This window comes from Treponema sp. (genome assembly GCF_052169735.1).
In the GTDB taxonomy this organism is placed as follows: Bacteria; Spirochaetota; Spirochaetia; order Treponematales; family Treponemataceae; genus Treponema.
Window position 1 is genome coordinate 1 of sequence record NZ_JBQNBW010000028.1, and the last position, 12,954, is coordinate 12,954.

At 44.7% G+C, this 12,954-nt stretch carries 12 protein-coding genes; all 12 read right to left on the bottom strand.

The annotated features are described in order from the left end of the window. Nucleotides 1-120 precede the first annotated feature (120 nt). A complete protein-coding gene (locus ACTTJ8_RS06085) occupies nt 121-717 on the bottom strand; it encodes a leucine-rich repeat domain-containing protein (protein ID WP_442715845.1) in 597 nt (198 codons plus the stop codon). Nucleotides 718-728: 11 nt separating this feature from the next. Continuing rightward, the gene (locus tag ACTTJ8_RS06090; protein ID WP_442715844.1) at nt 729-1,877 is read right to left on the bottom strand and encodes a 2-hydroxyacyl-CoA dehydratase subunit D; all 1,149 of its coding nucleotides are present in this window, start codon (nt 1,875-1,877) and stop codon (nt 729-731) included. A 12-nt stretch (nt 1,878-1,889) separates the two neighbouring features. After that, nucleotides 1,890-3,215: a 2-hydroxyacyl-CoA dehydratase subunit D gene (locus ACTTJ8_RS06095; protein ID WP_442715843.1), complete on the bottom strand. Its 1,326-nt coding sequence runs from the start codon at nt 3,213-3,215 to the stop codon at nt 1,890-1,892. Nucleotides 3,216-3,316: 101 nt separating this feature from the next. Further along, nucleotides 3,317-4,111, bottom strand: a complete 795-nt coding sequence (locus tag ACTTJ8_RS06100; RefSeq protein WP_442718592.1) for an acyl-CoA dehydratase activase — start codon at nt 4,109-4,111, stop codon at nt 3,317-3,319. A 90-nt stretch (nt 4,112-4,201) separates the two neighbouring features. Next, nucleotides 4,202-5,452, bottom strand: coding sequence for a sodium/glutamate symporter (locus tag ACTTJ8_RS06105; protein WP_442720629.1), 1,251 nt, complete (start codon nt 5,450-5,452; stop codon nt 4,202-4,204). A gap of 311 nt (nt 5,453-5,763) precedes the next feature. Next, nucleotides 5,764-7,521, bottom strand: coding sequence for an acyl-CoA carboxylase subunit beta (locus ACTTJ8_RS06110; RefSeq protein ID WP_442718594.1), 1,758 nt, complete (start codon nt 7,519-7,521; stop codon nt 5,764-5,766). A 203-nt stretch (nt 7,522-7,724) separates the two neighbouring features. Further along, nucleotides 7,725-8,522, bottom strand: coding sequence for a glutaconate CoA-transferase subunit B (gene gctB, locus ACTTJ8_RS06115; protein WP_442715839.1), 798 nt, complete (start codon nt 8,520-8,522; stop codon nt 7,725-7,727). Nucleotide 8,523: 1 nt separating this feature from the next. Continuing rightward, nucleotides 8,524-9,489, bottom strand: a complete 966-nt coding sequence (gene gctA / locus ACTTJ8_RS06120; RefSeq protein ID WP_442715838.1) for a glutaconate CoA-transferase subunit A — start codon at nt 9,487-9,489, stop codon at nt 8,524-8,526. A 162-nt stretch (nt 9,490-9,651) separates the two neighbouring features. After that, entirely contained in the window at nt 9,652-10,794 is a 1,143-nt protein-coding gene (locus ACTTJ8_RS06125) for a sodium ion-translocating decarboxylase subunit beta (protein WP_442715837.1), read from the bottom strand. A gap of 10 nt (nt 10,795-10,804) precedes the next feature. Beyond that, complete coding sequence (locus tag ACTTJ8_RS06130) at nt 10,805-11,215, bottom strand: biotin/lipoyl-containing protein (protein ID WP_442715836.1); 411 nt, start codon at nt 11,213-11,215, stop codon at nt 10,805-10,807. 23 nt (nt 11,216-11,238) lie between these two features. Beyond that, a complete protein-coding gene (locus ACTTJ8_RS06135; protein ID WP_442715835.1) occupies nt 11,239-11,544 on the bottom strand; it encodes an OadG family protein in 306 nt (101 codons plus the stop codon). Between the two features lie 134 nt (nt 11,545-11,678). Next, on the bottom strand, nt 11,679-12,890 hold the full coding sequence (gltS, locus tag ACTTJ8_RS06140; RefSeq protein WP_442720630.1) for a sodium/glutamate symporter: 1,212 nt from the start codon (nt 12,888-12,890) through the stop codon (nt 11,679-11,681). Nucleotides 12,891-12,954 lie beyond the last annotated feature (64 nt).

The following is a 12,954-nucleotide window of genomic DNA, read 5'->3' on the forward strand; positions in this document are numbered from 1 at the left end:
TATCAGAAGATATCATAAAAATTCCTTTTTGGGGCAATACCTCTTGCAATTTATAGTGAAAATGATCAAAGAAGTGGGGATGACACAATACTTGATAGGTTTTGCCATCCCCTGTCTTTGTTATTTTTTAATTACTTTGGTGTTCTCTTCAAACGCATGCACATGCAAGAACTCAACAGAAGCAGGAATTTCTACCTCTTTGATATTGTTCTTCAAAAATGCATACATATTGATTTTCTTCACCGATGCAGGAATCTTAACTGATGTCAGCTCATTCTTGTAAAAGGATGAAGTATCAATCAGCTCAAGGGTTTCGGGAAGGTTGAGTTCCGTCAAAGCATTTAATGCAAAGGCGCTCGGCTCAATCATTGTTTCCTTTCCGCCGAAGGTTACTTCTTTCAGCCCATTCCGATAGAAAGCAAAGCCTTCAATATCTTTCAACGCACTTGGAAGTTTTACCGAGGTCAATTTGCAAACGCCGAATGCATCATAGCCGATGCTCTCTACCGTATCCGGAATAACAACTGAGGTTAAGCCCCTGCGGTAAAAGGCATTGTCACCAATCCGCGTAATAGGAGTTCCATCAGGTGCCGTTGCAGGAATAATCATATCTGTCAGTCCCTGAGTTTTGACCTTATCCTTGCCCTTAGGTGTCATCCCCTTTAATTCAGCACCCTTAAAAATAAAATCATCATTTTCCCATACATTTTCACTCATAGTACTCCCCCTTACATCCGATTAAGCTGTACAATCTCATTGAATGTTTCAAGCTGTGTTTTTACTTGTCCAAAATCAGACATTTGCTGATCATAGCCGACTTTGATCAACGGGATCTTTGCTGCGCTGAATGCCTGCTTCAACGACGGATATTCCATCTCCTCCGTATCATCAAAGTTGAGCATAAAGAGCAGACATCCGTCAGCCTTATTATCCTTTGCAAGTTTAACAACATACTCAGGACGCTTGGTCAAATCCGGATCATAGAGCAGCGGGTCTTCATCCATACGAGCAAATTGATCGGCAAGAGCCAACATCGGATCGCCGATAGAAAGATCGATATCAACCTTCAATGCGCGGGATTCATGAGCGACATCATCGGCAACAACACATACTTTGTAGGAATCCAAAATATCCAGTAAGCCGGGGTTATCGGTAATAACACCGCTGGTAACCACCCGGACACCGTCCCATTTTTCTTCAGGAAGCGCTTCCAAGAGTGCATTCAGCTTTTTGAGCAGTTCCGTGTGTTCATCTTTCAGCATAAAGTAGGAGCTTTTCAGCACATAGCAGCGGTCTGACGCTTTAATGCTCTGCGGATGAGCAGCAGCAAGCTTGATAAACCGGCGTTTTTCGTTTCGGTTTTCGTTATATACCTGGAATGCCTTTTTTAAGTTCTCATCGGTTACGGTAACGCTGCAAATTTTCTCCAGCTCTTCTTTTGCCTTGGTGAAAATACGTGCGTTATACTTCTTACCGAAGTCTTCCTTGCGGTGCTGCCCGTGATTGAGGAAGATCATCGGAATTTTCCGTCCGGCGCTTACCTTGTAGTTCTGAGAAAACGGACGCAGCGTATCATCCAGCGTAGTCACCATTGACGCAGACAACCCATCGAGGGTACCGTCCAATGCCATTTCCAAACAGCGAAGCGCCAACGAATAATAGAAAGTCGGGAAGTATTCCTTTGCCCGTTCAATAGGTCCCTGTCCGCCCCAGACACCGAAGGGAACCATACCTGCGGCGTAGACAATTTCTTCCGGAGCATAGTACGGGAATATACCCACAGCTTTTTTCCCTGCAGCAAGGTATTTATCCAGCTGTTTCCGCGGATTGTTTGCAAGATATTTAAACTGTCCTAATAATTCTTGAATCGTTTCCATAGTATGCCTCCCCTACTCCAACGTCGGTTTTGACCAGTCGGTTTCTTTCGTATTTTTAAAGTTGGTATAGATGTCTTCGCCTTTTGCCTGCTTTTCCTGCTTGCGCTCATCCATAATTTCTACCAAGCCCTGAACCCTCGTCTTGTACTGTTCGGTAGAGAAGTTCCGCTCGTCAGCCTGATCACCGTCGAAGTGAACAACTGGAATACCGAGGTCTTCTTTCCAGCGCCGCTCAATTTCGGGCATAGCACCGCTCCACGGCTTACAGCTGCGGTTGTAATTGACCAAAGCGCCGCTAATACCGTTTTCTTTTGCCATAGTTTCGCGCCATTCAACACCGGTTTCAATACAAACAGAACACGGAGCTTTGCAGTATGCAGCAGCCATTTCACGAGTATTTGAATAGCGGAAGCCGAATGCCGGAGCATAGACAACAGCTGTAACGTTCACACCACTGTCTTTGAGGGGATCAAATAAGGGACGGAGCGCCGGCCAGCATGGAATACCTTCAAATAAGATACGATGCTCTTCGGGATATTCCCATGTAGAGGTATTTTCTTTCACCGACTGTTCAAATTCCTGTGCCAATAATTCAAAGCCGACAGCAGCATCTTCCTCACAGCGGGCAGCAACAATATCTGCCATGTGGTTAAAGAGGTCAAAACCGCTTAAGGGGGAGGGCTTATACGACATAAAGGAACAGGACTTCAGCCAAGCGGCAGCGGTTCTGTTTGCACGCGCACAAGCATCTTCAAATTTTTTCTCGTCAAATTTCTTTCCGGTTAATTCTTCCAGTTGCTTGATAGCATAGTCAAACTGTCCAATAAGGTAGTCGACTTTTTCCTCCGGTACATCAACCGTGTTGGAGAACGGAATATCCACCATAATAAGCGGAATATTATGAATACGCGCAATATTTTCGTACCATTTTGTCATCATATTGCAGATATTATTACAGCACAGCAAAAAGTCCGGCTGCGGCATTCTGCGTGAATCGGTCGGCTCCCCGGCAGCATATGCAATACTAATGCGTGCATAGCCGCAAATATCATTATCATATCCCATATCTTCTGCCGCTTGGCACAGCCGTAAACCGTCTTTTTTTGCAGCTGTTGATGCCGCATGATTTTCAGGATATACAACATTAAGATCAAAAGCTTTCGCTAATTCAATTGGAAATTTGGAAGAACTCCATCCGACCAATTCACCGCGCCGCTTTGCTTCCCACGCATTCGCATAGACCTTATCTACTACATCGCGTAAAACAGCAGCAGCAGGCTTATGCCCTTCAATCGGCCGAGGCGTTTTGTTGGGTAACTTTTCCATTTTTTGAGCCATTTGTTTCCTCCTATGTCATTAGGCTATCGCTAAAAACCGGATCGATTTTTAACTTTTTATCCAGCAAGTAGCGGTCTTGCATTAACCGGTACCCGTCTTGACTATTTTTCCGCCTGCACGCATTTTTGATATGCAAACAGAGCGGCTCCAATCGCGCCATTTAACTGGCAATATTCACTCGTGTGAATTTTAAACCCTATATTTCTTTCCAATGCCCGAACCATGCCTTTATTCAAAGCAACTCCTCCGGTCATTATTACATCATCTTGAATACCGACCCGCTTAGCCAAACTGCCGACACGGCTCGCTATTGCAGTATGAATTCCCTTCACAATATCGGGAATTTTTGCACCGCTTGCCAACTGAGAAATAACCTCCGATTCAGCAAAGACAGTACAGGTTGAGCTGATTGTCAGCTCTTTAGTGGACTGTTCATCCAATTTTTCGAGGTCTTCAAGACCTATTTCTAAAACCTTAGCAATAACATCAAGAAAACGCCCCGTACCTGCAGCACATTTATCGTTCATAACGAAGTTTTCAAGCATACCGTTATCGCTCAGCTTTAAAGCCTTTGAGTCTTGCCCGCCTATATCAATAATAGTACGTACCCGTGGAAAAAGGAAATAGGCTCCCTTTGCATGGCAAGAAAGCTCCGACATCTGTTCAGGCACTTCCTTTAACGAATTACGCCCGTAGCCGGTTGCCACAGCGCCATCGAGCTCATCAATAGAAGTCAAGCCAACTTGTTCTAAGGCACCTTTCATAACCCGGGCAGGCCCGCTGGTTCCTGTTCCTACCGGTACAACCGATGTTGCAACAATTTCCTCTCCATCCTTAATGATAACACACTTGGAAGCGGTAGACCCGACATCCACTCCCATAGTAAATTTACTCATAACGATTCAAGACCTCTCTCATTGATAACGATATACAAAACGCTGACTACATTCAGGACATCTCTAAAACTTCAGTTTTAAAGCCTTCCATTAGAGTCCCAGCATGTGCTTTGCCAAATCCAAAAACTTTGTGATGATAATGGCGTTGGTAATATTGCTGATAAAGCCTCCAATAACCGGCACTACAAAGAATGCCAGTTTTGAATAGCGGTACTTGCGGCATACAGTCTGCATTGTTGTCATTGAAACCGGTACAGCTCCAAGCCCGAAACCGACATGTCCCACAGCCATCACCGCTGCATCATAGTTCCGTCCCAAAAGATTGAATGTAAGGAAGTAGCAGAATACAATGATTAATACAAGCTGCACTAACAGCAACACAACGAGAGCAAAACCTAAGCCGGCGAGCTGCCACAGCTTCATCGAAATAATCGACATTGAAACAAACAGTGCCAACGAAAATTCGCCGACAATATCGATCGCTTCATACAGAACCTCATGCTTTGCAGGATTCTGCTTGGATGTGAGATCCAAAATCAGGCGCGTAGCAATTCCTCCGAACATACAGCACACGTGAATGGGGAAATTGATTTTGACAGCTTTGAGACTCAAAAACAAAACCTGCCCTACTCCGCACGCAATACACAGCAGAAACACAGCCTGCAAAACATTATGCTTGTCAACAAGAACCCCGGCAGTTCCGCCGGAACCTTCAGCTTTCAGCTCAGCAGCTTCCATTTTTCCGTCCAGATTAGGATCTTCGAGGTGAAAGCGTTTTACCATAAAGTTACCGAAGGGACCGCCCAAAATACAGCCGGAAATAAGACCGAAGGTTGCTGCTGCAATGGCAACTTCCATAGCCGCAGTTGCTCCTGCCTCTACCGCAATAGGTGCAAACGAAGCTGCATTTCCATGACCGCCCGTCATCGGAATACTGCCGGTCATCATTGAAATAAGCGGACTAATATTGAAAAGATTGCCGACGGAAATAGCTGCAGCATTCTGCAAGGCTGCGAGTAAGGCTGCTAACACAGTAAAGATGATAACCAACTTACCGCCTTTTTTCAGGAGAGCCAAACTGGCAGCTGCCCCGCTCGCTGCAAAAAACAAGCAATAGAAGAGCTGATTCACTGTTTTATAATCAAAATTGAGCTCAAAAATATTGAGAGAATAGAGCAACAACGAAAGAAGAGCGAACAGTGTTCCGCCTACGACAGCACCCGGTAAACAGTATTTTTTAAGAACCGGAATCTTATTGCGTAAGAACTCTCCGACATAGATTGCAAGAACAGCAACCATGAGTGTTTCAAACATTCCTAATTTTAAGACAATTCTTTCCATAAAGGATAACTCCAGATAATGCACGCACCCCGTACCACAAAACCATTCGGAAACTGACCTTTCTGAACAGGCTATCTTGAAATGCGACGTTCACGCATCGTGCTATTTATACGATTTAGAACTCGCCGACCTATTCGAAAACGCAGTTATCGAATAGATCTCATCTCTATAATGCGTGTGCTATGCACGGATATAAGAACTGCCCAAAATACTTTCGACAGCTAGATGGCTTTATCGTTTTGAGCAGCTCTCAAACGAAGCGGTATCGATTTTACCGTTCAAAACAGTTTATCGGTGCCGCTTTTATCGTTTTATTTTTTAACAAATGTATTGTACTCTCTGATTGCACGCGGTAAAAGCATTTGATGGAAAGCACAGATCGCTTTCGGATTCTGATATACCGAATTTGCAAAGGCAATCATATATGCCCGTAAATCATAGAGATTAACGATTTCATCAACCATACCGGTTTTTGCACAATACTGCGGAACGGATTTTTCCTTATATTCATCGATCAGTTTATTCATTTTTTCGATGGTGGGCGTTAAATCCTTTCCGGCATCTTTGTCCTTAACCAAACGGCGTGAGTACATAGCAGTTGCAGCAGTTTCACCGTTCATTACGTTGATTTCCGTTGCAGCAGTACCAAGCGAGAACGCATTTGTGTCATTGCCCTGAGGTCCGCCCAAGACATAGTGAGCAGCAGCGGTACCTTTCCGCAAGGTTACTTCCATCTGCGGGATATTCGAGTTTTGAATCGAATAGATGAGCGACTGTCCCAAGCCGAGCAGCTCAGCTTTTTCCGCATCATTACCGACATCAATACCGGTGGTATCCTGCAGCCATACAATCGGGAGTTTATCACGCGAACACAGCGTTACGAACTCGTTCATCTTCATCAGTCCCTGTCGATAGAGCTTACCGCCGATACCGACTGCCCCCTCTTTGTATTCAGGATACTTAAGCAGTAAACCTTGGAAGTTTGCAACGATACCAACCAAAAGACCATCGACTTTGGCGATACCGGTTACAATTTCCGGTCCATAGCCTTTTTTGTATTCACTGAACTCGCTATTATCTACCAAGCGGCCGATGATATCGTAAATATTGTATATCTTCTTCTGGTTCATCGGTAAAATTGAATAGAGGTCATTCGGATCAAGCGCCGGTTCCGCCGGTTCGTCTACGCGGAAAAATTCCAAATCATAAGCAGGCAGACAATCCATGTATTTTTTAATACCATCCAATACACCGATTTCGTCACTGTATACTTCGCGGAAGAAACCGGTCTCATTGTAGTGGATAGATACAGTGCCGGGAACATCAACGCCCTTCGATTTTTTGCTGGCTTCTATAATTTGCTCAGCGCCCTCTTGATCGATAAATCCCTTAGGATTCATACCGCCGACAATACCGGCACCACCGACTGCCATATTTGCTTTTTCATGCGCAATAAGGATGGTAGGACTGATACTGTGATAACCGCCGCCTGCCGGGTTTGTTCCATAAATACCGACAATAACAGGCACACCGAGCTGCTGCAGTTCCGCATTCCGATAGAAGGGCGTACCGCCGCCGCGCCGATTAGCATAAACTTTTTCCTGCTCATCAAGCTTAACACCACTGCAGTTTAGCACATAGACCAGCGGAATACGCAGACACTTTGCAGTATCGGATGCCCGAATGAGGTTATCAGCCTGTCCAGGTACCCATGCACCGACGATTTTTTTATTGTCGGACGCAACAATCACAGCCCATTTGCCGTTAATTCGTCCTAATCCCTTCACGATACCGGTTGCGGTTTCAAAGTCTTGCGGGTTGTAGAGGCTGTTCAACGGACACCATGTACCTTCGTCAATAAGGTCTGCAATCCGCTGCAATGCCGTCATTTGCCCTTTTGCATTGACCGTTTCATCAGGGGTTCCCGCGTCGTGAATCTCATCTACAAGCCGACCGATTTCATCTTCTATATCTTTTATTTGTTTTTCGTTTTCTTCATCGATATGTGCCAACGCTTTTCCAACTTGTTCCATATTTTGGAAATAGTTCGGCATTGAATAATCGCCCATTTTTCATCCTCCGGTTACGGCACCTCCCATAAGTATAATTCTATAGGAAATGCTCTTCTCATTTTACGAAAAAGCTCAATAGAAACAAAAACAGCACAAAAACCGATACCTTTTTTGATACTCTTGTTTCTCCATGTATACCCGCTGACGGAATACCCATCAGCTGCCCAAAAATACGTTATATTTTTGAGCAGACAAACTACTTATTCCTCAACAGGAACCTTGATAAATGCCTGACCGGGATCGATCTCTTCGCGGATCATCTTGATGACATCTTCACTCGGAGCATCCAGCAATACAGCCTTTGACACATCGAGATCAAAACCGGTATTTTCCAGCACGTCTTCCGGGGAAGAAGTCGGGTAATATCCGGCAAGATACATCCGCTTGGTTTTATCGTCAAATTTGAGAATACCGCGGTCAGTAACAACAGCAATCGGACCTCTGTTTCCGGGAAGCCCAAGTTTTTCACGTCCGCCAGGGCCGTCTCCCCATCCGGCGCTGGTGATATAGTCAATCTTGTCAATAAAGCGGCGCTTTTCATGCTGCATCATAATGACGGTGTTAGAATAGGTTGCAATACCGTTTGCTCCGCCCGAACCGGTAAAGCGAGTCTTAGGATTGTGATAGTCACCGATACAGGTTGAGTTCACGTTTCCATAAGGATCGATCTGAGCGCCGCCGATAAAGGCAATCATACGCTCGTTATTATTCAGCCATTCGTTTGCTTCAAAACCGATAAAGCGGACATTCGGCCATTGCACACCGCAGTGAGCCATAAGCCGGTTATCTCCAACACTGCGCGGTACTTCAATCGGAGCACAGTCCATCAATCCGCTTTCTACAATTAACTTACAATTCGGTGCAAAAATCCGCTTTGCCAAAGAAGCTCCGATTAAAGGAAGACCTGTTCCTACAATAACAATCTGACCGTCTTTGATGGTTTTTGCTATTGTAATAGCCTGCATTTCTTTATTGGTATAATTCTTGTAATTTGCCATCTTATTTTTCCTCCTTAACAAGCTTTGCTGCATAGCCGAATCCCTGAACAACCTTCAGGTTTGCCAATCTGCTTGCACCTAATTTATCAATATATTCGGTATGATCTTTTACGCCGTATACCCACTCCTGCAAGAAGGCTTTGAAATCTTCTTCGGTTTTGGTTACGCTATCATACATCTTAAAGAAGTCTGCATCATAGTCGTAGTAATTATAACACTGAGCAGGATGAGAACCGTAGGGTGTATGTACAACAGCATCAACACAGAACTGCGGAATTGAGTTTTTGCTGGGATCTTTTCTGATTTCTTCTTCTGTTACCAATTCTTCACAAGTTACGATACATTTCTTTGCTGCAATCGCAATATCAATATCATGGAATTCATCACCTTCGATAGAACATGTTCCCTCGACAGATGCTTTCTGTACGTGGATAATTGCAGTATCTAAGCGCGGAACCGGCACAGCAATAACTTTTTCGCCCGGGTTAAAGGGGTTTTCAACCTCAACCAGCTTATCGTTGGGAAGCCGAGGATCTTTTGCCCGTTCTTCCTTGCTGATTCCCCATTTATTCACAAGGTCGGAACCCTGCATCAGCCTAACAGGTAAGTATGGAAGACCGAGTGAAGAGGCATGCAGCATCAGCATCAGAACATCCTGAGAATAGTCTTCTAACAGCATCTGCTTGTTTTTTTCAATCTCATTGCGGAAACGGCGGGCAACATTCGTATAGCCTGAGTTTGCAATATAGCAGTTGATAAAGGCTTTTACCCGTCCCTCACCAATCAGCATATCCCAATCACCGCCGGCAGGACCGGAATATCCGATAAAATCGCCTAAACCCTGACGCAAAATTTCGTTTACAGCCGCGTATGGCTTCCGGTTCGTTGTAAAACCGCCGAAACAAAGGCTATCACCGGATTTTACATACGTTTTGATTGCATCATGCAATGACATAACCTTACTCATAATAAATCTCCTTCCAACTATATGTACTCTCTAATAGAGGTAATTTTACAATCGTTTTATCACACAATAAAGCACAAACAAAAACTTCAAAAAAGTTGTAGAGTTTTCCGCTTCATTATACAAAGAGGGAACTCTAACATCTGTAGGGTTCCCTCCTTATTATTATTTTCCAAAAATGAGCATAAAATAACCGGCTGCTACTGCCGATCCGATAACACCCGCAACATTAGGGCCCATCGCATGCATCAGTAGGAAATTTGTCGGATTTTCAGAAGCCCCTACAGTCTGCGAAACACGCGCTGCCATCGGTACTGCCGAAACTCCTGCCGATCCAATCAAGGGGTTAATTTTTCCGCCGGTGATTAGATACAGTAACTTTCCAAGCAGAACACCGCCGACCGTGGACATACAGAACGCGAACAGTCCCATAAAGATAATACTGATCGTCTGAAGCCGCAAGAACAGCGCACCGTTTGCGGTAGCACCAACTGTAACACCAAGCATAATAGTAACAATGTTAATCAGTGCGTTTTGTGCAGTATCAGACAAGCGCTGTACTACGCCGGATTCTCTAAAGATGTTACCAAGCATAAGCATACCGAGGAGCGGAGCAACGGAGGGCAGCAAGAGAGCGGTAAATAGTACGGTACCGATCGGGAATACGATCTTTTCCGTTTTACTCACCTTCCGAAGCTGCTTCATCTTAACAGCACGTTCTTTTTTAGTAGTCAAAAGCTTCATAATCGGCGGCTGAATCATCGGAATTAACGCCATATACGAATATGCAGCAACAGCGATCGGAGCCAGCAGTTCAGGCGCGAGGTTATTTGCGATGTAGATGGAGGTAGGACCATCAGCACCGCCGATAATAGCAATTGCAGCAGCCTGTTTTGCGGTAAAAATAGGCAAAGCGCTCGCAGCCATAAACGTGATATAGATACCGAACTGTGCGGCAGCACCGAGCAGCAAGCTGATCGGGTTCGCAATAAGCGGACCAAAGTCAGTCATCGCGCCTATTCCCATGAATATCAGACAGGGGAACAAGTTACTCTTGATACCGTTATAGATAATCCGCAATACGCCGGAAGAATACCAAGGATCAGCTTCCTTCATCAAATCCGCTAAAGGCAAATTCGTTAAAAACATACCGAAAGCAATCGGCAAAAGCAGCAACGGTTCAAACTGCTTGACGATGGCTAAATAAATTAAAACGAACGAGATACCAAACATCACGAGCTGCTGCCATGTCAGTGCGGCAAAGCCCGATTGCTGCATCATCGTTCCTACGACCTTAATAAATTCCATGCAGAACCTCTTACTTCACTTCTACCAATACCGCATCAGTATCGACAGCATCTCCTTTCTTTACCCGAACAGCGGCGACGGAACCGGCAACTTCGGACACGATTTCGGTTTCCATTTTCATAGCTTCCAAAATGACAACCACCTGACCGACGGACACTGCATCACCTTCTTTAACTCTTACATCAAGCACGGTACCGGGCATCGGGCTAACAACAGAACCTGCAGAACCTGATGCTGCAGGAGCAGCCGAAGGAGCCGGGGCTGCAGGCTGCGGAGCAGGTGCAGGCTGTGCAGCAGGAGCGGCTTGCATGGGACGGGACATCCGTTCCGGCGGTCTTCTGGACAATGAGGAAGAACCTCCTCCAACCCGTTCTACTTCAACCTCGTATCTTTCACCATTGACAGTGACTACATAGTTCATACTATACTACTCCTTTGCTCTATTTATAGCTTTTTAATATTTGTTATTACAAATGAATTTACAGGCTCTCGCCTTTCTTCGCTAATAGCAGCTGCAATAACAGCAATTTTTACCGCTTCTGAACCAGCGGCTGGTTTTCGGCTTACTGCAGCGGGAGCTGCAGCAGGCGCCGGAGCGGCAGCAGGTAAATTCTTCTCTAAGACCGATATGACTTTGGAAACAATGGTAACAAAGATTGCCAAAAAAACCAAAGATAAGAAGACAATACCTAAGCCAAGCACCGACGACAAGAAACTTTGCAGTATACTAATATACTCTGATGTAATCATCGCTACTCCTTAATGTAGTATTTGAATACCACTGTAATATAAAAAGCGTTTTACTGCTAGTAGTACCGTCATATATCTACCGCTACTACCGCAGTAAAACACTTCTAAAAACGATCAGCGCTTATTCCAGACTATTATCCGACAAAAATACTCGTAAATGTCTGAATAACGATCGCGTTAATAAAGTCGATAAACAGAGATCCAACGAGAGGAACTGCTAAGAATGCTTTTGTGGAGAAACCGTTTACCGAGGTAAAAGCTTCCATATTAGCGATAGCATTGGGAGTAGCGCCCATACCGAAACCGCAGTGACCGGTTGAGATAACCGCCGCATCGTAATCCCGTCCCATGATATTGAAGGTAACAAAGTATGCGAACAAGCCCATGACAACGGTTTGTACCAACAAGATTACAACAAGCGGAACTGCGAGATCTGCCAATTCCCATAACTTCATCGACATCAATGCGATAGCCAAGAAGAAAGAAAGACAAACACTGCCGATAATACCGATTTCATCAATAGGAGTCTTGTTCTCAGTTTTATCAACAACATTACGCATAATCGCAGCAATAAGCATCGGGATGAGGTATGCCGGCAAAGACAAGCCTGCTTTTTTAATAAGCGGTGTAATCATAGAACCGACACCCATTGCAATACCGATCATAGCAGCTGCTTTAAAGAAAGATTTCTCACTCATTGCAGCATTCTGTGCCAGTGTTTCATCCTTTCCTGCCTGTTCTTGAGCAGCTTTCTGTGCATCACCTTCTTTACATACTAAGTTATGCTTATCCTTTAAGCGTTTTGCAATCGGACCGCCGATAACGCATCCTGCAACCAAACCGTAGGTTGCCGAAGCGATTGCAACAACCGTTGCCCCCGAAACTCCTCGTTCTTCCAGATAAGGACCGAAAGCGCCGGAAGTTCCATGCCCGCCGGTTAACGGAATAGAACCTGCCGCCAAACCAATACCGGGATTAAGCCCGAATGCCTTTGCCAAAGCAACACCGACACCGTCTTGGATAACAACAAGAACAACTGCAGCAATTAAAAACAGGATAACACCGACGCCGCCTTTTTTCAACGCGGAAACACTTGCCAAGAATCCGATCGTGGTAAAGAACACAACCATGAAGAAATTCTTTAAGTTTCCGTCAAATGTAAATGAAAACAGCCCCATATTATGACCTATCAACATTATAATCGAAAAAAGCGTTCCTCCGATAACCGGTGCAGGAATATAATATTTCTGCAAAACATTAACCTTGGCTTTAATACCGCTTCCCAGCAGGTACAGTATAATTGCCAACCCCAACGTAAGATACATATCAAACGTAAATGTAGCCATCTTTCATTACCTCCTCATAAGATGCATTTACTATTGCGCACTTATGAGCGCTTATAAAAGTCAA

Excerpts from the sequence above, each read along its gene's own strand:
- ACTTJ8_RS06100 (WP_442718592.1), bottom strand. The coding sequence starts at position 4,111 with ATGAGTAAATTTACTATGGGAGTGGATGTCGGGTCTACCGCTTCCAAG.
- gctA (WP_442715838.1), bottom strand. The coding sequence starts at position 9,489 with ATGAGTAAGGTTATGTCATTGCATGATGCAATCAAAACGTATGTAAAA.
- ACTTJ8_RS06130 (WP_442715836.1), bottom strand. The coding sequence starts at position 11,215 with ATGAACTATGTAGTCACTGTCAATGGTGAAAGATACGAGGTTGAAGTA.
- gctB (WP_442715839.1), bottom strand. The coding sequence starts at position 8,522 with ATGGCAAATTACAAGAATTATACCAATAAAGAAATGCAGGCTATTACA.
- ACTTJ8_RS06135 (WP_442715835.1), bottom strand. The coding sequence starts at position 11,544 with ATGATTACATCAGAGTATATTAGTATACTGCAAAGTTTCTTGTCGTCG.
- ACTTJ8_RS06095 (WP_442715843.1), bottom strand. The coding sequence starts at position 3,215 with ATGGCTCAAAAAATGGAAAAGTTACCCAACAAAACGCCTCGGCCGATT.
- ACTTJ8_RS06110 (WP_442718594.1), bottom strand. The coding sequence starts at position 7,521 with ATGGGCGATTATTCAATGCCGAACTATTTCCAAAATATGGAACAAGTT.
- ACTTJ8_RS06105 (WP_442720629.1), bottom strand. The coding sequence starts at position 5,452 with ATGGAAAGAATTGTCTTAAAATTAGGAATGTTTGAAACACTCATGGTT.
- ACTTJ8_RS06085 (WP_442715845.1), bottom strand. The coding sequence starts at position 717 with ATGAGTGAAAATGTATGGGAAAATGATGATTTTATTTTTAAGGGTGCT.
- gltS (WP_442720630.1), bottom strand. The coding sequence starts at position 12,890 with ATGGCTACATTTACGTTTGATATGTATCTTACGTTGGGGTTGGCAATT.
- ACTTJ8_RS06125 (WP_442715837.1), bottom strand. The coding sequence starts at position 10,794 with ATGGAATTTATTAAGGTCGTAGGAACGATGATGCAGCAATCGGGCTTT.
- ACTTJ8_RS06090 (WP_442715844.1), bottom strand. The coding sequence starts at position 1,877 with ATGGAAACGATTCAAGAATTATTAGGACAGTTTAAATATCTTGCAAAC.